This window comes from Streptomyces sp. NPDC046909 (assembly GCF_040644695.1).
Taxonomy (GTDB): Bacteria; Actinomycetota; Actinomycetes; order Streptomycetales; family Streptomycetaceae; genus Streptomyces.
This window is the reverse complement of sequence record NZ_JBEYXC010000013.1, coordinates 36,661-55,122: the sequence shown is the minus strand read 5'-3', so window position 1 is coordinate 55,122 and position 18,462 is coordinate 36,661. Positions and strand designations below refer to the sequence as shown.

Genomic DNA, 18,462 nt, shown 5'->3' with positions numbered 1-18,462 from the left:
CTACCGGGTCGGGGAGTTGCGCGCCAGCCCCAGGGCGTACTCCGGCCACCACTGCCCGGCGTCCGGACCGCCCTCGCAGGTCCCGTCCGACTCGCCGGGCCGCTTCACCCACAGATAGGCGTCCAGCGCCGACTCCCCGGTGTTCGTCGTCGGCCGGGTGCCCAGCGCCCGGCCCGGCGGATTGCACCACGCCCCGGGCAGCGGCCCGTTGCCGTTGCGGCTGCTGTCGATGACGAAGTGCTTGCCGCCGAGATCCTTCGACAGATGCAGCCCGTACGTCTTCGTCACCGCGTCCGTCTGGAAGTTGGAGACGTTCAGCGAGAAGCCGTCCGCCTTCTCCACCCCCGCCCGCTGCAACGGCTCGACCAGCTTCCAAGGCTCCCTGATCCAGGACGGGTTGCCCGCGTCCAGATACACCTTCGTGTTCGGCTGCTGCTTCAGCCGGTCGATCGCCTCGCTCAGCAACTGCTCCCGCTCCGCGTGGTATTCACCCGGCGTGCAGCCGTCCACGATGTGCGCGACCGCGTCCGGCTCCAGCACCACCAGCGCCTTCGCGGAGCCCAGCGCGTCGGCGAACTTCCCGATCCACGCCCGGTAGGCGTCCGCGTCCGCCGCCCCGCCCGCCGAGTGCTGACCACAGTCCCGGTGCGGGATGTTGTACGCCACGAACAGCGCCGTACGGTCCTCCGCCGCGGCCGACGCGGTCGCCGCCCGCACGGTCGGACCGGGGTCGATCTCCCCGGCCGGCCACAGCGCCGCCGGTTGGTCCGCGATCTTCTGGAGCAGCGCCGCGTCCTCGGTACGGCCCTCCCGCTGCCACAGCTGGATCTGCTCGGCGGCGGAGCTGTTCGGGTCCACCCAGAAGGGGGAGGCCGGGTCGGGGCTCGCCTTCCCGCTCGCCGCGGCGGCGATGGAGGCTTCGTCCACGTCGGACGAGGCTGTGCAGCCGGTCGCGAGGGCGAGGGTGGTGAGGGCCGCGAGGGTGTGGGTCAGCCGGGGCATGCTGCTCCCTTGCGCGAGAGTAACGGTGGGTAAGGGTGTGTTACTAATCGTCACATGGATCACATGTCCGAGTGGGATGACGCACCGCCGGGAGGGTCGTGTGTCGGGTGCGGGTGCGGGTGCGTGGTGGCTGGTCGCGCAGTTCCTCGCGCCCCTAACTAGTTCGGCTCAAGGCCATCCCCAGAGGTGTCCGCTCGTACAGGACCTGGTGGCCGTATCGCCTCGCCGTCAGCAGTCCCGCTTCCCTCAGGACCGTCAGGTGCGCGGACACCGACGACGGGGCCAGGCCCAGCCGGTGGGCGAGGCTCGTTGTCGTGGCCGGTTCGTCCAGGGCTGTCAGGACCGTGGCCCGCCCCCGCCCCAGGAGCCGTACCAGTGAGTCCGGCGTGCGCTCGTCGGGCTCGGTCCACAACCCCCCGATGCCCCGCGCCGGATACACCAGCGTCGGCTGCCACGGCGGATCGAAGGTGCTGACGACGTCCGGCCAGATGAAGACGCTCGGCATCAGCACCAGCCCCTGCCCATCCAGTCGCCGCTCGTGCTCGCCCCGGTGCTGGACGGTCAGCGTCCCCGCCTCCCACCCGAACCCCCGGTGGATCTCGGGCAGTAGCCCACCGAGCCCCACCTCGGCCAGTCGCCGTGAGTGGAAGGCGACGTCGGCCTCCAGGAGGGCCCGGAGCCGGGGCCAGTCCGGGGCGACGAGCGTGCGCCAGACCTCCTCCGTGGCGTCGGACAGCTCCCGCACCATCCGTACGGGATCCCGCATCCAGGCCTGCCCGTGCGCCGACTCCAGCGCGCCCGGCGTACACACGAGCGACTTCGCGGTGTCCTCGCGCGCGGCCACCGGATCACTCGCCCGCACGGCCGCGATCTCCTCCTCGAAGGTGGCCCCGGGCCCGAGCGGCGGCGCCCCCAGCCAGTCCGGGGAGTGACCGCGCCGGGGCATCAGCAGCCACAGCGGAGTGAGGTCGAGCCCGGCGGCCGCGGTACGGATCCGGCGCAGCCAGGGCGCGTGATAGCCGTGCCGTTCGGGCCGTTTGAGGGTGCGGACGACCTCCAGCGTCTCCCAGAGCGGGGAGATGGCGAAACGGCACCGGAGGAAGTCGTCCTCGCGGAAGTGGAGACGGGAGGGCATGGAGATCCGTGGATGGTTGAGGGTCGATGGTCGATGGTCGATGGTCGGGAGGAGGGCGAAGATTCGGCTGTGCCCGAAACTTTAGGCGGTAGCCCGGGCCGTAGGCACGCTGCTGCCCATGACGACGGACGACACGACCGCCACCACGACCGCCCCACCCCCCACCGGATACGCCCGGGTCTTCGCCGTACCCGAGTTCCGGGCGGTCTTCACCGCCCACATCCTCTCCCTCCTCGGTGTCGTGATCAGCGAGATCGCGCTCTCCGTCCTCGTCTACGAGCTCACAGGCTCGCCCCTGATGAGCGCGCTGGCGTTCGCGCTCGGTTTTCTGCCGTACGTCGTCGGCGGGACCCTTCTCGCGGGGGTCGCCGACCGTTTCCCGGCCCGGCGGGTCCTGGTGGTGTTCGACCTGGTGTGCGCGGCGTGCGTGCTCCCGATGACGGCGCCCGGGATGGGGATCGGGCTGCTGCTGACGCTGCGGTGTGCGCTGGCGGTGGTGGCGCCGGTGTTCCAGGGGACGCGGATGGCGACGCTGGCGGACATCCTGGGGGACGGTGACCTGTTCGTGCTCGGGCGTTCGCTGCTGCGGATCGTGTCGCAGAGCGCGCTGCTGGCGGGGTACGGGGTGGGTGGGCTGCTGCTGACGGTCGTGTCCCCACGTCATGCGCTGCTGATCACGGTGGGCACGTTCTGCGCGTCGGCGCTGTTGCTGCGTTTCGGTACGCGGCGCAGGCCGGCGCGGGCCGTGGGCGGGGGAGCGCTGGTGACGGAGTCGTTGCGGGGCGCGAGGCAGGTGCTGGCGAACCGCAGGGTCCGGGTGTTGCTGCTGTTGTTCTGGCTGCCGCCGATGTTCTCGGTGGTGCCGGAGGCGTTGGCGGCGCCGTACGCGGACGAGCTGGGGGCGGGGTCGGTGGGTCTCGGGCTGCTGATGTGCGCGCTGCCGGTGGGGACGATCGCGGGGGAGCTGTGGGCGGGGGCGAGGCTCCGGCCGACGGCGCGGGAGCGGATCGCGTTGCCGTTGGTGTGCGTGACGCTGGTGCCGTACGCGGCGTACGCGCTGCATCTGAACCTGCCCGTCTCCTTGCTGGTGCTGCTGCTGTCGGGGGCGGGGTCGGCGTACACGCTCGGCCTGGACCAGTGGTTCGTGCGGGCGGTGCCGGAGGAGGTGCGGGGCCGGGCGATGACGTTGCTCACGGCCGGGCTGATGACGATCCAGGGGGTGGGGATGGCGCTGGCGGGGGTGGTGGCGGAGTTCGCGGGGGTCGCGGCGACCGTGGCCGGGGCGGGGCTGATGGGGACGGCGTGCTGTGTGCTGCTGGCCGTGGCCGCTCGGCGGACCGAATGACAAGACGGGGCTGACCACGATGTGACCGGCCGGTAAGGTCTGGTGCCGTGCCGAAGCCCCTCAGTCTCCCCTTCGATCCCATCGCCCGCGCCGACGAACTCTGGAAGCAGCGCTGGGGAAACGTGCCGTCCATGGCCGCGATCACGTCGATCATGCGCGCTCACCAGATTCTGCTGGCCGAGGTCGACGCGGTGGTCAAGCCCTACGGACTGACCTTCGCGCGCTACGAGGCCCTGGTCCTCCTCACCTTCTCCAAGGCGGGCGAGCTGACCATGTCCAAGATCGGCGAACGCCTGATGGTCCACCCGACGTCGGTGACGAACACGGTCGACCGCCTGGTCAAATCGGGCCTGGTCGACAAGAAACCCAACCCCAACGACGGCCGCGGCACCCTCGCCGTCATCACCGACAAGGGCCGCGAGGTCGTCGAATCCGCCACCCGCGACCTCATGGCCATGGACTTCGGCCTCGGCGTCTACGACGCGGAGGAATGCGGAGAGATCTTCGCCATGCTCCGCCCGCTCCGGGTCTCGGCGAACGACTTCGACGAGGACTGACGGACACACCCAGGGCCTCTCAGGGGTGCCGGAAGATCGTTCGAAACCGGCGGTTACGCTCGTCTCCATGAAAAAGAGCGTGCTGACCCGCTACCGCGTCATGGCCTACGTCACCGGCGTGCTGCTCGTCCTGCTGACCCTGGGCGTCATCGCCAAGTACCTCCTTGAGATGGACGGCGCGGACAGCTTCACCAGCGTCGTCGGCATCGCCCACGGCTGGCTGTACGTCATCTACCTGGTCTTCGCCTTCGACCTGGGCTCCAAGGCCAAGTGGCCGGTCAAGAAGCAGCTCTGGGTCCTGCTCGCAGGAACGATTCCGACTGCGGCCTTCTTCGTGGAGCGCCAGGTCACCCGCGAGCTGGAGGCCCAGGTCGCCGAGGCCGACGCGGCCGTCGCCAAGGCGTAACTCCACCGCCGCGAGAGGACTCGCGGCGGTTGTCCATCGACATTTACTAGGACGTCCTAGTAAATTCGAAGCATGGACGCTGACGCCATCGAAGAGGGCCGCCGACGGTGGCAGGCCCGGTTTGACGCCTCTCGTAAGCGGGAGGCGGACTTCACCACGTTGTCCGGGGATGCGGTGGAACCCGTGTACGGGCCTCGGGCGGGGGATCGGTACGAGGGGTTCGAGCGGATCGGGTGGCCCGGGGAGTTTCCGTACACGCGGGGGCTCTACGCGACCGGGTATCGGGGGCGGACCTGGACGATCCGGCAGTTCGCCGGGTTCGGGAACGCCGAGCAGACCAATGAGCGGTACAAGATGATCCTCGCGAATGGGGGTGGGGGGCTGTCCGTGGCCTTTGACATGCCTACCCTCATGGGGCGGGACTCCGACGATCCGCGGTCGCTCGGGGAGGTCGGGCACTGTGGGGTCGCCATCGACTCCGCCGCCGACATGGAGGTGCTGTTCAAGGACATCCCGCTCGGGGACGTCACCACCTCCATGACCATCAGTGGGCCCGCTGTTCCCGTCTTCTGTATGTATCTCGTTGCTGCTGAGCGGCAAGGGGTTGACCCTCGTGTGCTCAACGGGACGCTTCAGACCGACATCTTCAAGGAGTACATCGCCCAGAAGGAGTGGCTCTTCCAGCCCGAGCCCCATCTGCGGCTCATCGGGGATCTGATGGAGTACTGCGCCGCCGGGATCCCCGCCTACAAGCCGCTCTCCGTGTCCGGGTATCACATCCGGGAGGCGGGGTCGACGGCCGCTCAGGAGCTCGCCTACACGCTCGCCGACGGGTTCGGGTACGTGGAGCTGGGGCTCTCCCGCGGGCTTGATGTGGATGTGTTCGCTCCGGGCCTTTCCTTCTTCTTCGACGCCCACGTCGACTTCTTCGAGGAGATCGCCAAGTTCCGGGCCGCCAGGAGGATTTGGGCCCGGTGGATGCGGGATGTGTACGGGGCCCGGTCCGAGAAGGCTCAGTGGTTGCGGTTCCATACGCAGACCGCGGGAGTTTCGCTCACCGCCCAACAGCCTTACAACAACGTCGTACGCACCGCCGTCGAGGCGCTCGCCGCCGTGCTCGGCGGTACCAACTCGCTGCACACCAACGCCCTCGACGAGACCCTCGCGCTGCCGAGCGAGCAGGCCGCGGAGATCGCGCTGCGGACGCAGCAGGTGCTCATGGAGGAGACCGGGGTCGCCAACGTGGCCGATCCGCTGGGGGGTTCCTGGTACGTCGAGCAGCTGACCGACCGCATCGAGGCCGACGCCGAGAAGATCTTCGAGCAGATCAAGGAGCGCGGGCTCAGGGCGCATCCGGACGGGCGGCACCCCATCGGGCCGATCACCTCGGGGATTCTGCGGGGGATCGAGGACGGGTGGTTCACCGGGGAGATCGCCGAGTCCGCGTTCCAGTACCAGCGGGCGTTGGAGAAGGGCGACAAGAGGGTGGTGGGCGTCAATGTCCATCACGGGTCCGTCACCGGGGACCTGGAGATCCTGCGGGTCAGCCATGAGGTGGAGCGGGAGCAGGTACGGGAACTCGGGACCCGTAAGGCTGCGCGGGACGACGTCGTCGTACGGGAAGCCCTCGATGCCATGCTCGCTGCCGCGCGGGACGGCGGGAACATGATCGGGCCGATGCTGGACGCCGTACGGGCGGAGGCGACGCTCGGGGAGATCTGCGGGGTGCTGCGGGACGAGTGGGGGGTGTACACGGAGCCCGCCGGGTTCTGACCGTCCCGGACTCCGAGACTTCTACGCGGCGCCGGTCAGGCCGAGGAGCAGGACCCTCGTGAAGCTGTGGGCCCACTCCTCGTCCGCCGGTTCCGCGCTGACCAGGGTGCGGTGGACCACCGCGCCCGCGACGACGTCGAAGATGAGGTCGACCGTGCGGGCGGCCTCGGACGGGTCGGATTCCGGGGGGAGTTCGCCGCGGGCCTCGGCTCGGGCGCGGCCCTCCAGGACCAGGCGTTTCTGGCGTTCGACGATGGAGCAGCGGATGCGTTCGCGGAGCGCGTCGTCGCGGATCGACTCCGCCACCACCGCCATCAGGCCGCTCTTCGCCTCCGGGCGGGCCAGCAGGGCCGCGAACTGGAGGACCACGCCCTCGATGTCGGCGGCGAGGGTGCCGCGGTCGGGGAGTTCCAACTCGTCGAAGAGTTCCGCTACCGCGTCCACGACCAGCTCGTTCTTGCCCGGCCAGCGGCGGTAGATCGTCGTTTTCGCAACCCCGGCCCGCGTCGCCACGTCTCCCAGTGTGAGCTTGGACCAGCCCTGCTCCACCAGCGCCTCCCGGGTGGCCGCCAGGATCGCGGCGTCCGCGGCGGCGCTGCGGGGGCGTCCTGTGACGCGTGGGGTGGGAGTGCGGCTCTGCATCCCAAGACCATAACCGGCGGTTCCTGTGAGGCCGTGAGGGAGATCACCAGCAAGTGGTGTCCCGGAGGCACTCAGTGCCATTACGCTACGACTCGTAGCGAAACCACTGGCGTGGGTGGGGACCCGACGTCGAGCACTACCGCAGCACGACCGCAGCACGATCGAAGCAGGACCGGCTTTTCTCAACGCTTTTCGCTTGCGCGCGCCGACGGGGGAGGATAGACGGCATGCAGCCACGGAACATGTCCATGAGCGGAGTCGTCGACCTCGCCGCGGTGAAGGCGGCCCAAGAGGCCAAGGCGAAGGCGGAGCAGGCGCGGGCCGAGGCCGCCCGGCAGGGCGGTGGCCCCGGCGCCGTCTCGCCCGCCGATCTCGTCATCGACGTCGACGAGGCCGGTTTTGAGCGTGACGTCCTTCAGCGCTCCACCGAGGTGCCCGTCGTCATCGACTTCTGGGCCGAGTGGTGCGAGCCCTGCAAGCAGCTCAGCCCCGTGCTTGAGCAGCTCGTCCTCGAGTACAACGGACGCCTTCTCCTCGCCAAGATCGACGTCGACGCCAACCAGATGCTGATGCAGCAGTTCGGGGTCCAGGGGATCCCGGCCGTCTTCGCGGTCGTCGCCGGGCAGGCCCTGCCGCTCTTCCAGGGCGCCGCCGGCAAGGAGCAGATCGCGCAGACCCTGGACCAGCTGGTGCAGGTCGCCGAGCAGCGGTTCGGGCTGACCGGCCTGACCGTCGACCCCGACGCCGAGCCCGGTGCCGAGCGGGCCGCCGCCCCGGCCGTACCGGCGGGACCGTACGACGCGCTCCTCGAAGCCGCCGTGCAGGCCCTGGACGCGGGGGACTTCGGCGGTGCGGTGCAGGCGTACAAGAACGTGCTGAGCGACGACCCGGGCAACACCGAGGCGAAACTCGGTCTCGCGCAGGCCGAGTTGCTCCAGCGGGTGCAGGGGCTCGACCCGCAGCAGGTGCGCAAGGACGCGGCCGAGAAGCCGGCCGATGTACCGGCGCAGATCGCCGCGGCCGACCTGGATCTCGTCGGCGGACATGTGGAGGACGCCTTCGGGCGGCTCATCGACACCGTGCGGCGCACGTTCGGTGACGACCGGGATGCCGTACGTGTACGGCTGTTGGAGCTCTTCGACGTCGTGGGGGCCGATGATCCGCGGGTGGTCGCGGCGCGGCGGGCCCTCGCTCGCGCGCTGTTCTGACCGGGGTGCGAGCCCCGTTCTGACCAGTCCCTAAACACCCGGGCTTGTGGTGCCCGAGTGAAAGATTTGCCGTCGGAGCGTCACTGCGGCCGCGCTTTACCAAATCTTGGTAATCGCGGCCGCTGTTACTGCAAGTAAGTTCTGGGCGTTGTTCTGTCGGATTCTGTCCGATCATCAACGTCTTTGTCCGGCCCCCACGGACCACCCAGAGTCGTCGTCCGAGACCAGCGGGTCGTTGTTCGGTTATCCGCCCGTTACTACCGAGTAACGAAGCCCCTTGTGCGGGCGGCGAGAATGCACCACGATCGGCGACGCTCGGTCCATTCCCGTATCCCCGACAGCCGGTCGGGACCGCGGGAACTCCTGGGTCCCCACCGAGCAGAGCCGGCGGCAGTGGCGCCGGCTCTTGGGCAGGGGGGTCTTCGCCTTCCGGCGAAGCCTGTCCAGCAAGGTTGTGCGTGATGTGCGTCAGGCGCGACCAGTGGTTGTCGCTCGGGGGTGATCGCCGGTGATCGGTGCGCGATTCGCGCCTGAGTACGGGCGCTCTCCTTACCGAGGACGTAGCACTTCTCCCATCCCTGCCCGGCTGGGCCGTCTTGTTCGACAGGGGCAGTCAGGGTCAGGAGATGTACGTCCGAGAAGGAGGAAATATGGAGTCCCAGGTGCGTGGCGGGACCAGATGGAAGCGGTTCGCCGTCGTGATGGTGCCCAGCGTGGCCGCCACGGCCGCGATAGGTGTCGCCCTCGCGCAGGGCGCTCTCGCCGCGTCGTTCAGTGTGTCGGGTCAGTCGTTCAAGGTGACGGCCGACAAGCTCGAAGGTACGGGCTTCGCCCAGTACGGCGCCATTGACTCGGGGTACACCCTCGACGGCAAGAAGACGGCTCACCCCGTCGCGGTCTCCGCGTTCAAGAGCGCGGAGCTCACCAACATGTGCCAGTCGGTGGTCACCCCGAACATCCCGCTCCTCGGTACCGTCAGCCTCACGCTGAAGGCCGGCGGCGGCGGTACGCCGGTCGAGGCCGAGAACCTCTATGTCGACATCGAGGAACTCGAGGCCAACGCGACGTTCACCAACATCGACATCGGTGTTGCGGCCAAGGACGCCAGCAAGGGTCCGGGCATCAAGAGCGGCGACACGGCCAACCCGTTCGGATTCGCTCAGCAGGCCGAGAAGGCCACGCTGACCGACGTGAAGCAGACGGCGTGGGCGACCACCGCTGGAACCTTCAAGCTCAGCGGCCTGAAGATGTCGCTGTCGACGGGCACCAAGGAGTGCTACTAAGCACTCCGTGACGGGCGGGGGAGCCGATGGCGCCCCCGCCTGTCCACTCTCCGGCCGCTGTTCGCAGGTTCTCCACAAGCGGCCGCACACAGCACAACTCACCACCACAGCAACGCCGTAACAGGGAGCTGTTTTCCATGAGCGCCGAGACTCCTGCCGTACCCGGCCGCGACGAGCACTACATCCGGGTCATCAAGCGGAAGTTCCGCGCCTGGCGGGGCGAGCGTCCGTTCTGGGCCGGCCTGTTCGTCATGCTCGGCGGACTCCCCATCGCCTACTTCCCGTACGCGCACCTCCAGGTCGGCCATCTGACGCTGGCGATGGCCACCACGGCGGGCGCGGGCTCCCTGATCATCGGCGTGCTGCTGGTCGTCCTCGGTGTCAGCCTCTGGTTCCAGAAGCACGTCCGCACCTTCGCGGGCGTCGCGGCGATCCTGCTGGCCCTGGTGTCGATCCCCGTGTCCAACCTCGGCGGCTTCCTCATCGGCTTCCTCTTCGCCCTCATCGGCGGAGCGATGGCCGTGGCGTGGGTCCCGGGTGCGGAGCCCGAGGCGCAGCCGGCGCCGGAGGCCACCACGCAGGAGGACGACGCGCCCCAGGGAGCGGTCCCCACGCTCTCCAAGGACGCGTACGACGGCGGTGAGCCGAACGATCTGTCAGGAACGAGCCCGGCGAACGGGGCGAACGGGAGGCACAGTGCCGGCTGACAAGGTGACCCACGGGACTGATGTGGACGAGTCCCGTGCGAGAACCGGGCCGCGCCATGCGGCACCCAAGAAGCCGCTGTTCACCCGGTTCCACATGCCGGCAGGAAAGGCGATAGCCCTGGCGGCGATGCCGACGGCGGTCCTCATGGGGATGGGATTCACGCCGACGCTCGCCAACGCCGAGGACCAGCCCGCCGCCAAGAGCCTCACCGCGGACGAGTACAAGGACTGCGTCGCGGCCCTGGAGGACGGCGCCTCCGCGTCGGCCTCGCCGTCCGCGAGCGCCAGTGAGTCGAAGGACGACGACGAGACGGAGGCGACCCCTTCCGCGTCGGCGTCCGGTTCCTCGGACTCCTCCGACTCGGGCAGCGGCTCTTCGTCGGATTCAGGTTCCGACGACGAGGCCACGCCCACGCCGTCCGCTTCCGCGAGCGCGTCCAGCGGGACCCAGTCCGGCTCCACGGCCACGCCCACGCCCTCGGCCTCCGAGAGCAGCGAGAACGTGCTGGACCAGATCGGCGACGCCATCACGGGCATCTTCACGGGCGGCGAGAGCGCGTCCCCGTCCGCGAGCGCGAGCGCGAGCCCGACCCCGTCGGCTTCGGCCTCCGCGACGGACGATGCCGACGACGCCGTCAAGGACACCACCGAGAAGGTCACCGACACGGTCGAGGACACCGTGAAGGACACGACCGACGCGGCGTCCAAGGCCGCCGAGGACACCACCGACGCGGTGAAGGAGGCCGCCGAGGAGGCGACCGCCAGCCCGTCGCCGTCCGCGAGCTCCACCACGGACCCGGACGACTGCCCGATCGCCACGGACGCGGAGGGCGGTGTCGACAACGTCGTTCCGCTGCCGGACGACCCCTGGTACCTCAACGCCAGCTCGCTGCTGCTGAAGGGTGCCGACTACAAGGGCATCGTCAAGGTGAAGACGGCCAACGGCACCACCAAGGAGGTGCTGAAGTACGTCATCTCCGACGGCACCGACATCGGCGACCTGCACCAGACGGTCAAGGACAAGCAGTCCGGCAAGACCTACCACGTGCAGGCGGCCAAGGGCTCCACGTCGACGATCCGTGACGGTGACACGGTGATGTACACGGAGAGCATCTCCGGCAATCTGCTGGGCCTGATCCCGATCACGTTCAGCCCGGAGAACCCGCCGCCGCTGAACATCCCGCTGATCTACTTCACGAAGGTGACGGTCGTGCAGGCCGGCCAGTTCGGTGGCACCCTGCACGTGCCCGGGCTGCACAGCTACCAGACCGACTGAGCGTCCCCACAAGCCCGTTCGGGAGCCGCAACACGCCTGAGGGCGCCCCCTGATCCAGGGGGCGCCCTCAGCGCCGTACAGCAGCCTTTGCGGCTTACTTCTCCCCGCCCAGGTGGTGGACGCGGACCATGTTGGTGGTGCCGGGGACGCCGGGGGGCGAGCCGGCGGTGATGATGACGATCTCGCCCTCGCTGAAGCGGTTCAGCTTGGAGACCTCGCCGTCGACCAGGTCGACCATCTCGTCGGTGCTGTTGACGAACGGCACGACGTACGAGTCCACGCCCCAGCTGAGCGCCAGCTGGTTGCGGGTGCCCTCGTCGGTGGTGAAGGCGATGATCGGCTGGGCGGCGCGGTAGCGGCTCAGCCGGCGGGCGGTGTCACCGGACTTGGTGAAGGCGATGAGGCCCTTGCCGCCGAGGAAGTCGGCGATCTCGCAGGCGGCACGGGCGACCGAACCACCCTGCGTGCGCGGCTTCTTGCCCGGGACGAGCGGCTGGAGGCCCTTGGAGAGCAGCTCCTGCTCGGCCGCCTGGACGATCTTCGACATCGTCTTGACGGTCTCGATCGGGTACGCGCCGACCGAGGACTCCGCCGACAGCATGACCGCGTCCGCGCCGTCCAGGATCGCGTTGGCCACGTCGGAGGCCTCGGCGCGGGTGGGGCGGGAGTTGGTGATCATCGACTCCATCATCTGGGTCGCCACGATCACCGGCTTGGCGTTGCGGCGGCACAGCTCGATGAGCCGCTTCTGCACCATCGGGACCTTTTCGAGCGGGTATTCGACGGCGAGGTCACCACGGGCGACCATCACGGCGTCGAACGCCATCACGACGTCCTCCATGTTCGCCACGGCCTGCGGCTTCTCCACCTTGGCGATGACGGGGACCCGGCGGCCCTCCTCGTCCATCACCTTGTGCACGTCGTGCACGTCGCTCGCGTCCCGGACGAAGGACAGCGCGACCATGTCGCAGCCCATGCGCAGCGCGAAGCGGAGGTCCTCGACGTCCTTCTCGGACAGCGCGGGCACGTTGACGGCCGCGCCGGGCAGGTTGATGCCCTTGTGGTCGGAGACGACACCGCCCTCGATGACGATCGTCTTGACCCTGGGGCCCTCGACGTCCAGGACCTTCAGCTCGACGTTGCCGTCGTTGATGAGGATCTGGTCGCCGCGCGAGACATCGCCCGGCAGGCCCTTGTAGGTGGTCCCGCAGATGGACTTGTCGCCCGGGACGTCCTCGGTGGTGATGACGAACTCGTCACCGCGCTCCAGCTCCACCGGGCCCTCGGCGAAGGTCTCCAGACGGATCTTGGGGCCCTGGAGGTCGGCGAGGACACCGATGGCCTTGCCGGTCTCCTTGGCGGCGGCGCGGACGCGGTCGTACCGCCCCTGGTGTTCGGCGTGCGAGCCGTGGCTGAAGTTGAAGCGGGCCACGTTCATGCCGGCTTCGATCAGGGACACGAGCATTTCGTGGGAGTCGACCGCGGGGCCGAGAGTACAGACGATTTTCGAACGGCGCATGGGGCGATCCTATCGGTTTGTTTCGCTACGGAATATTCCGTCTGGTGGAAGATACAAATGGGCGGCAATGCGCTCAGTCGTGTTACTGCCGTGTAATCCCTCAAGTGTTCATTCCGACCAGTGCGTAGGTCTGTGTCGCGATCTCCAGTTCTTCATCGGTGGGCACCACGGCTACGGCCACGCGCGCGTGCGGCGGCGAGATCAGCCGCGGATCGTCACTCCGTACGGTGTTCAGCTCGCCGTCCACCGCGAGGCCCAGCTCCTCCAGGCCCGCCACCGCAGCTTCTCGCACCGGGCTCGCGTTTTCCCCGACTCCCGCTGTGAAGGCGACCGCGTCCACCCGGCCGAGCACGGCGTAATACGCGCCGATGTACTTCTTCAAACGGTGAATGTAGATGTCGAAGGCGAGTTGCGCCTGTTCGTCACCCTCGTCCACCCGGCGGCGGATCTCCCGCATGTCGTTGTCCCCGCACAGCCCGATGAGACCGCTCTTCTTGTTGAGAAGAGTGTCGATCTCGTCCGTGGACATTCCGCCAACACGCATCAAATGGAAGATGACGGCCGGATCCATGTCACCGGAGCGCGTACCCATCACGAGCCCCTCCAATGGCGTCAGCCCCATGGAGGTGTCCACGCAACGACCACCTCGTACGGCGGAGGCGGACGCCCCGTTGCCGAGGTGCAGCACGATGACGTTGACGTCCTCGGGCGCCTTGCCGAGCAGCTTCGCGGTCGCCCGGGCGACGTACGCGTGCGAGGTCCCGTGGAAGCCGTAACGGCGGACGCGGTACTGGTCGGCGGTCGCGGTGTCGATCGCGTAGCGGGCGGCCGACTCCGGCATCGTCGTGTGGAACGCGGTGTCGAAGACGGCGACCTGCGGCAGGTCGGGACGGAGCGCCTGGGCGGTGCGGATGCCGGTGAGGTTGGCCGGGTTGTGCAGCGGGGCGACCGGGATGAGCCGCTCGATCTCGGCGAGGACCGTGTCGTCGATGACGGTGGGCGCGGTGAAGGTCTGCCCGCCGTGCACGACCCGGTGCCCGATGGCGGCCAGCTCCGGCGAATCCAGCCCGAGCCCGTCCTTGGCGAGTTCTTCCGCTACGGCCTTCAGCGCGGCCTCGTGGTCGGGGATCGGCCCGGTCCACTCACGAGCGGTGCCTGTGGTGAGGGGCGTGTGCTTGAGGCGGGAGGTCTCCTCGCCGATCCGCTCGACGAGCCCCACGGCCAGCCGGCTGCTGTCGCTCATGTCGAGCAGCTGGTACTTCACCGACGAGGAGCCGGAGTTGAGGACGAGGACGCGGGACGAGCTCACTGGGCGGTTGCCTTCTCGGTCGGGGACGGGGCGGGGGACTGGGCCTGGATGGCCGTGATGGCGACGGTGTTGACGATGTCCTGGACGAGGGCGCCCCGGGACAGGTCGTTGACCGGCTTGCGCAGCCCCTGGAGGACCGGGCCGACGGCGATCGCGCCGGCCGAACGCTGCACGGCCTTGTAGGTGTTGTTGCCGGTGTTGAGGTCGGGGAAGATCAACACGCTTGCCTGACCGGCGACTTCGGACTCCGGCAGCTTGGTGGCGGCCACGGTCGGCTCGACGGCGGCGTCGTACTGGATCGGCCCCTCGATCCTCAGATCGGCCCGCCGCAGCCGTACCAGATCGGTCGCCTCGCGCACCTTGTCGACATCGGCGCCCGACCCCGACGTACCCGTCGAGTACGACAGCATCGCGATCCGCGGCTCCACCCCGAACTGCGCGGCGGTGGCGGCCGATTGGATGGCGATGTCGGCGAGCTGCTCGGCGTCGGGGTCGGGGTTGACGGCGCAGTCGCCGTAGACGAGGACCTTGTCGGCGAGGCACATGAAGAAGACGGACGAGACGATGTCGGCGTCGGGCTTGGTCTTGATGATCTCGAAGGCGGGCCGGATGGTGGCGGCGGTGGAGTGCACGGACCCGGAGACCATCCCGTCGGCGAGCCCCTCCTGGACCATCAGCGTGCCGAAGTAGTTCACATCGCTGACGACGTCGTAGGCCAGCTCCACGGTCACGCCCTTGTGGGCGCGCAGGGCGGCGTACTTCTCGGCGAAGGAGTCGCGCAGTTCGCTGGTGGCCGGGTCGATCAGCTGGGCCTGGCCGAGGTCGATGCCGAGGTCGGCGGCCTTCTTGCGGATCTGGTCGACGGGGCCGAGGAGGGTGAGTTCGCAGACCCCGCGGCGCAGCAGCACCTCGGCGGCGTGCAGGACGCGGGGCTCGGTGCCCTCGGGGAGGACGACGCGGCGCTTGTCGGAGCGGGCCTGTTCGAGGAGCTTGTGCTCGAACATCATCGGCGTGACGCGGTCGTTGCTGGGCGCGGAGACCCGCTTGAGGAGGTCGCCGGTCTCGACGTACCGCTCGAAGAGGCCGAGCGCGGTCTCCGCCTTGCGCGGGGTGGCCGCGTTCAACTTGCCTTCCAGGGCGAAGAGTTGCTCGGCGGTGGGGAAGCTGTTGCCGGGTACCGAGAGGACCGGGGTGCCGGGGGCGAGGCGGGCGGCGAGGGTGAGGACGTCGTCGCTGGGGACCTCGTTGAGGGTGAGCAGGACGCCGGCTATCGGCGGGGTGCCGGCGCTGTGCGCGGCGAGCGAGCCGACGACGAGGTCGGCCCGGTCGCCCGGGGTCACGACGAGACAGCCGGGGGTCAGGGCACCGAGGAAGTTCGGCAGCATGGCGCCGCCGAAGACGAACCCGAGCGCGTCCCGGGCGAGCCCCGAGTCGTCGCCGAGCAGCACCTTGGCGCCGAGGGCCTGGCCGATCTGGGAGACGGTCGGCGCGGAGAGGGCGGGCTCGTCGGGAAGGACGTAACAGGGCACCGGCAGCCGCGAGGAGTCCAGCCGCTCGGCGATCAGATCGCGGTCCTCGCGGGCGACCCGGTTGGCGACCATGGCGAGGACATCGCAGCCGAGGCCGTCGTACGCGCGGTAGGCGTTGCGGGTCTCGGCGAGCACGGACTCGGCGGGCTGCTTGCGGCCGCCGACGACGGGGATCACGGAGGCGCCGAACTCATTGGCGAGACGGGCGTTGAGGGAGAGCTCGTCGGGCAGCTGGGTGTCGGCGTAGTCCGTCCCCAGGACGAGTACGACGTCGTAGTCCCGGGCGACGAGATGGAACCGGTCGACGAGCGTGGAGACCAGCTCGTCCGTCCCCTGTTCGGCCTGGAGGGCGGACGCCTCGTGGTAGTCCATGCCGTAGACGGTGGCCGGGTCCTGGGAGAGGCGATAACGCGCGCGCAGCAGTTCGAACAGGCGATCGGGACTGTGGTGGACGAGGGGCCGGAAGACACCCACCCGGTCGACCTGCCGGGTCAGGAGTTCCATGACCCCCAGCTCGACGACCTGGCGGCCGTCGCCGCGGTCGATTCCGGTCACGTACACGCTGCGGGTCACGCGTGCTCTCCGTTCAGAAAGAGGGGGCGCAGTTCAAAAGAGGGGGCACAGTTCACAAAGAGGGCCACAAAAATCGCCCACCGGGGTGAGCGGGACCCTCTTGACGGTACCCCCGCAGGTAGATAAGGCGCCCGTCAGGACCAAGGGCCCGGAGACCGGACGAAAGGCCTCCGGGGCCTACCAGGACGGACCGTACGGAAACCGTACGGAATCGTCATCGACCTGAGGATCGTGAAACAATCGTGCTGGCTCACCGGTATCAACAGCGAGCAGGAGACACAGCACGATGCGTATCGGAGTTCTCACCGCAGGCGGCGACTGCCCCGGCCTGAACGCAGTGATCCGGTCGGTCGTGCACCGAGCGGTCACGCAGTACGGCGACGAGGTCATCGGCTTCGAGGACGGGTACGCGGGCCTCCTGGACGGCCACTACCGCACCCTCGACCTCGACGCGGTGAGCGGCATCCTCGCCCGCGGCGGCACGATTCTGGGGTCTTCGCGATTGGAACGGGACCGCCTCCGCGAGGCCTGCGAGAACGCGCCCGACATCGCCCGCGACTTCGGCATCGACGCCCTGATCCCGATCGGCGGCGAGGGCACGCTGACGGCGGCGCGGATGCTGAGCGATGCGGGACTGCCGGTGGTGGGCGTCCCGAAGACGATCGACAACGACATCTCGTCGACGGACCGGACGTTCGGTTTCGACACGGCGGTGGGGGTCGCCACGGAGGCGATGGACCGCCTGAAGACGACGGCCGAGTCCCACCAGCGGGTGATGGTCGTCGAGGTCATGGGCCGCCACGCGGGCTGGATCGCGCTGGAGTCGGGGATGGCGGCGGGAGCGCACGGTATTTGCCTGCCCGAGCGCCCGTTCGATCCGGCCGACCTGGTGAAGATGGTCGAGGAGCGCTTCTCGCGCGGCAAGAAGTTCGCGGTGATCTGCGTGGCCGAGGGCGCGCACCCCGCCGAGGGGTCGATGGACTACGGCAAGGGTGAGATCGACCAGTTCGGACATGAGCGGTTCCAGGGCATCGGTACGGCGCTCGCGTACGAGCTGGAGCGGCGGCTCGGCAAGGAGTCCAAGCCGGTGATTCTGGGGCATGTGCAGCGGGGTGGCGTGCCGACGGCTTACGACCGGGTGCTGGCGACGCGGTTCGGGTGGCATGCGGTGGAGGCGGCGCATCGGGGGGAGTTCGGGCGGATGACCGCGCTGCGCGGGACGGACATCGTGATGGTGCCGTTGGCGGAGGCGGTGACCGAGTTGAAGACGGTGCCGAAGGATCGGATGGACGAGGCGGAGTCGGTCTTCTAAGGGCTGTTTGCCTGGGGGTCTTTTGCCGGGGGTTCCCCGGCCCTTTAGCCGGTGATTTTCTGGACGTTCGTCCAGAAGTTATCGACGATCCTGTCGAGGAAGTCGCGGCCCGAGTGACTGGAGTCACCGGCCGCGTTTCCTTCTCCCCAGCTCAGCGTGGCGACCATCTGCCCCTGGTAGTCCGAGTGCAGCCCCTGGAGGACGTCCTCCAGGAGGCGCCGGTCCAGGGGGATGAGTTTGGCGATGGGGCGGACGTAGGCCTGCCAGCGGGTGGTGACGGAGCTGCGGAGGTGCTCGGCGAGTCTGGCCTCACGCCCGGTGACCGTGACGAAGTCCGGCAGGGACAGGTCGAGTGTCTCGGCGAGGACGGCGGACTGACGGTCGTTGCCGCGCCAGTCGTTGTTCTCCTCCATGCGTAGATAGGCGAGGAGTTCGAGGCCGAGGGCGTGGGCGATGTCCTCGGGGGCCAGGCCGCGGCTGATGCGGTGTTCGCGCAACGTGCGGGGCTTGCCGATGAGTTCACCGGGGGAGCACCACAACACGCCTGCGAGGGCGGTGAGTTCAGGGCTGGTGGGGTTCGTCATGCCGCGTTCCCAGGCGATGACCAGGTCCGGGGTGACGTAGGGGAGACCGTACGAGGCCCGCATGCCGTAGGCGACATGTTCGGGGCCCATGTTCAGGGCGGCTCTCAGGCGGCGGGCGGCGGGGGCGTTGAAGGGAGGGCCTGGCTGGTTCGGTAGGGCTGGGGGTCGGCGCACGGGCACAACGTAGGGGTGCGGGGCTGTGGTGACTACGGTCTGTTCGGCCAGGATCACGGATTGTAGGAACGTACGGTTTCGGCCCTGGTGGGGGTGGCTGAAGATCGTCTGTCGGGAGGTGGAGGCGG

General features: G+C 69.0%; 16 protein-coding genes. 9 read left to right on the top strand and 7 right to left on the bottom strand.

Going from position 1 to position 18,462, the window contains the following annotated elements; genetic code table 11:
• Positions 1 to 1,002 carry a glycoside hydrolase family 6 protein gene (locus ABZ928_RS35660; RefSeq protein WP_361528089.1) on the bottom strand — a complete coding sequence of 334 codons (1,002 nt, stop codon included), beginning with the start codon at positions 1,000 to 1,002 and terminating at the stop codon, positions 1 to 3.
• 154 nt (positions 1,003 to 1,156) lie between these two features.
• Positions 1,157 to 2,137 carry a DUF5937 family protein gene (locus tag ABZ928_RS35655; protein ID WP_361528087.1) on the bottom strand — a complete coding sequence of 327 codons (981 nt, stop codon included), beginning with the start codon at positions 2,135 to 2,137 and terminating at the stop codon, positions 1,157 to 1,159.
• Positions 2,138 to 2,255: 118 nt separating this feature from the next.
• Here ABZ928_RS35655 and ABZ928_RS35650 point away from each other — a divergent pair, with 118 nt between their 5' ends.
• The 4 genes from ABZ928_RS35650 (at position 2,256) to ABZ928_RS35635 (ending at position 6,218) form a co-directional block, all read left to right on the top strand.
• Positions 2,256 to 3,482 (top strand): MFS transporter, encoded by a 1,227-nt coding sequence (locus tag ABZ928_RS35650; RefSeq protein ID WP_361528085.1) that lies wholly within the window; start codon positions 2,256 to 2,258, stop codon positions 3,480 to 3,482.
• Positions 3,483 to 3,529: 47 nt separating this feature from the next.
• Positions 3,530 to 4,039, top strand: coding sequence for a MarR family transcriptional regulator (locus ABZ928_RS35645; RefSeq protein ID WP_361528083.1), 510 nt, complete (start codon positions 3,530 to 3,532; stop codon positions 4,037 to 4,039).
• Between the two features lie 67 nt (positions 4,040 to 4,106).
• Positions 4,107 to 4,445 carry a DUF3817 domain-containing protein gene (locus ABZ928_RS35640; RefSeq protein WP_361528081.1) on the top strand — a complete coding sequence of 113 codons (339 nt, stop codon included), beginning with the start codon at positions 4,107 to 4,109 and terminating at the stop codon, positions 4,443 to 4,445.
• A gap of 72 nt (positions 4,446 to 4,517) precedes the next feature.
• On the top strand, positions 4,518 to 6,218 hold the full coding sequence (locus tag ABZ928_RS35635; RefSeq protein WP_361528079.1) for a methylmalonyl-CoA mutase family protein: 1,701 nt from the start codon (positions 4,518 to 4,520) through the stop codon (positions 6,216 to 6,218).
• 21 nt (positions 6,219 to 6,239) lie between these two features.
• On the opposite strand, the gene ABZ928_RS35630 is transcribed toward ABZ928_RS35635, so the two are convergent.
• Entirely contained in the window at positions 6,240 to 6,860 is a 621-nt protein-coding gene (locus ABZ928_RS35630; protein ID WP_361528077.1) for a TetR/AcrR family transcriptional regulator, read from the bottom strand.
• A gap of 227 nt (positions 6,861 to 7,087) precedes the next feature.
• Here ABZ928_RS35630 and ABZ928_RS35625 point away from each other — a divergent pair, with 227 nt between their 5' ends.
• The 4 genes from ABZ928_RS35625 (at position 7,088) to ABZ928_RS35610 (ending at position 11,334) form a co-directional block, all read left to right on the top strand.
• Positions 7,088 to 8,068, top strand: a complete 981-nt coding sequence (locus ABZ928_RS35625) for a tetratricopeptide repeat protein (protein WP_361528075.1) — start codon at positions 7,088 to 7,090, stop codon at positions 8,066 to 8,068.
• A 650-nt stretch (positions 8,069 to 8,718) separates the two neighbouring features.
• Positions 8,719 to 9,351 carry a DUF6230 family protein gene (locus ABZ928_RS35620; protein WP_361528073.1) on the top strand — a complete coding sequence of 211 codons (633 nt, stop codon included), beginning with the start codon at positions 8,719 to 8,721 and terminating at the stop codon, positions 9,349 to 9,351.
• 137 nt (positions 9,352 to 9,488) lie between these two features.
• Positions 9,489 to 10,058 (top strand): DUF6114 domain-containing protein, encoded by a 570-nt coding sequence (locus ABZ928_RS35615; RefSeq protein ID WP_361528071.1) that lies wholly within the window; start codon positions 9,489 to 9,491, stop codon positions 10,056 to 10,058.
• Complete coding sequence (locus ABZ928_RS35610; protein ID WP_361528069.1) at positions 10,048 to 11,334, top strand: hypothetical protein; 1,287 nt, start codon at positions 10,048 to 10,050, stop codon at positions 11,332 to 11,334. Before ABZ928_RS35615 ends, ABZ928_RS35610 begins: the two co-directional genes overlap by 11 nt.
• Before the next feature lie 94 nt (positions 11,335 to 11,428).
• Here the strand turns inward: ABZ928_RS35610 and pyk are convergent, their stop codons facing one another.
• From pyk to pta, 3 genes are all read right to left on the bottom strand, one after another.
• Complete coding sequence (gene pyk / locus ABZ928_RS35605) at positions 11,429 to 12,853, bottom strand: pyruvate kinase (protein ID WP_361528067.1); 1,425 nt, start codon at positions 12,851 to 12,853, stop codon at positions 11,429 to 11,431.
• A 100-nt stretch (positions 12,854 to 12,953) separates the two neighbouring features.
• The gene (locus ABZ928_RS35600) at positions 12,954 to 14,162 is read right to left on the bottom strand and encodes an acetate kinase (protein WP_361528065.1); all 1,209 of its coding nucleotides are present in this window, start codon (positions 14,160 to 14,162) and stop codon (positions 12,954 to 12,956) included.
• A complete protein-coding gene (gene pta, locus ABZ928_RS35595) occupies positions 14,159 to 16,264 on the bottom strand; it encodes a phosphate acetyltransferase (protein ID WP_361528063.1) in 2,106 nt (701 codons plus the stop codon). The genes ABZ928_RS35600 and pta overlap by 4 nt, the downstream gene beginning before the upstream one ends.
• Before the next feature lie 286 nt (positions 16,265 to 16,550).
• Here pta and ABZ928_RS35590 point away from each other — a divergent pair, with 286 nt between their 5' ends.
• Positions 16,551 to 17,576, top strand: a complete 1,026-nt coding sequence (locus tag ABZ928_RS35590) for an ATP-dependent 6-phosphofructokinase (RefSeq protein WP_361528061.1) — start codon at positions 16,551 to 16,553, stop codon at positions 17,574 to 17,576.
• A gap of 44 nt (positions 17,577 to 17,620) precedes the next feature.
• On the opposite strand, the gene ABZ928_RS35585 is transcribed toward ABZ928_RS35590, so the two are convergent.
• Positions 17,621 to 18,334 (bottom strand): XRE family transcriptional regulator, encoded by a 714-nt coding sequence (locus ABZ928_RS35585; RefSeq protein ID WP_361528059.1) that lies wholly within the window; start codon positions 18,332 to 18,334, stop codon positions 17,621 to 17,623.
• Between the last annotated feature and the right edge of the window lie 128 nt (positions 18,335 to 18,462).

What these genes read in the sequence shown, in the direction of transcription:
- ABZ928_RS35590 (WP_361528061.1), top strand. Translation starts at nt 16,551, where the DNA reads ATGCGTATCGGAGTTCTCACCGCAGGCGGCGACTGCCCCGGCCTGAAC.
- ABZ928_RS35640 (WP_361528081.1), top strand. Translation starts at nt 4,107, where the DNA reads ATGAAAAAGAGCGTGCTGACCCGCTACCGCGTCATGGCCTACGTCACC.
- ABZ928_RS35625 (WP_361528075.1), top strand. Translation starts at nt 7,088, where the DNA reads ATGCAGCCACGGAACATGTCCATGAGCGGAGTCGTCGACCTCGCCGCG.
- ABZ928_RS35630 (WP_361528077.1), bottom strand. Translation starts at nt 6,860, where the DNA reads ATGCAGAGCCGCACTCCCACCCCACGCGTCACAGGACGCCCCCGCAGC.
- pyk (WP_361528067.1), bottom strand. Translation starts at nt 12,853, where the DNA reads ATGCGCCGTTCGAAAATCGTCTGTACTCTCGGCCCCGCGGTCGACTCC.
- ABZ928_RS35620 (WP_361528073.1), top strand. Translation starts at nt 8,719, where the DNA reads ATGGAGTCCCAGGTGCGTGGCGGGACCAGATGGAAGCGGTTCGCCGTC.
- ABZ928_RS35655 (WP_361528087.1), bottom strand. Translation starts at nt 2,137, where the DNA reads ATGCCCTCCCGTCTCCACTTCCGCGAGGACGACTTCCTCCGGTGCCGT.
- ABZ928_RS35660 (WP_361528089.1), bottom strand. Translation starts at nt 1,002, where the DNA reads ATGCCCCGGCTGACCCACACCCTCGCGGCCCTCACCACCCTCGCCCTC.
- ABZ928_RS35635 (WP_361528079.1), top strand. Translation starts at nt 4,518, where the DNA reads ATGGACGCTGACGCCATCGAAGAGGGCCGCCGACGGTGGCAGGCCCGG.
- ABZ928_RS35650 (WP_361528085.1), top strand. Translation starts at nt 2,256, where the DNA reads ATGACGACGGACGACACGACCGCCACCACGACCGCCCCACCCCCCACC.
- ABZ928_RS35615 (WP_361528071.1), top strand. Translation starts at nt 9,489, where the DNA reads ATGAGCGCCGAGACTCCTGCCGTACCCGGCCGCGACGAGCACTACATC.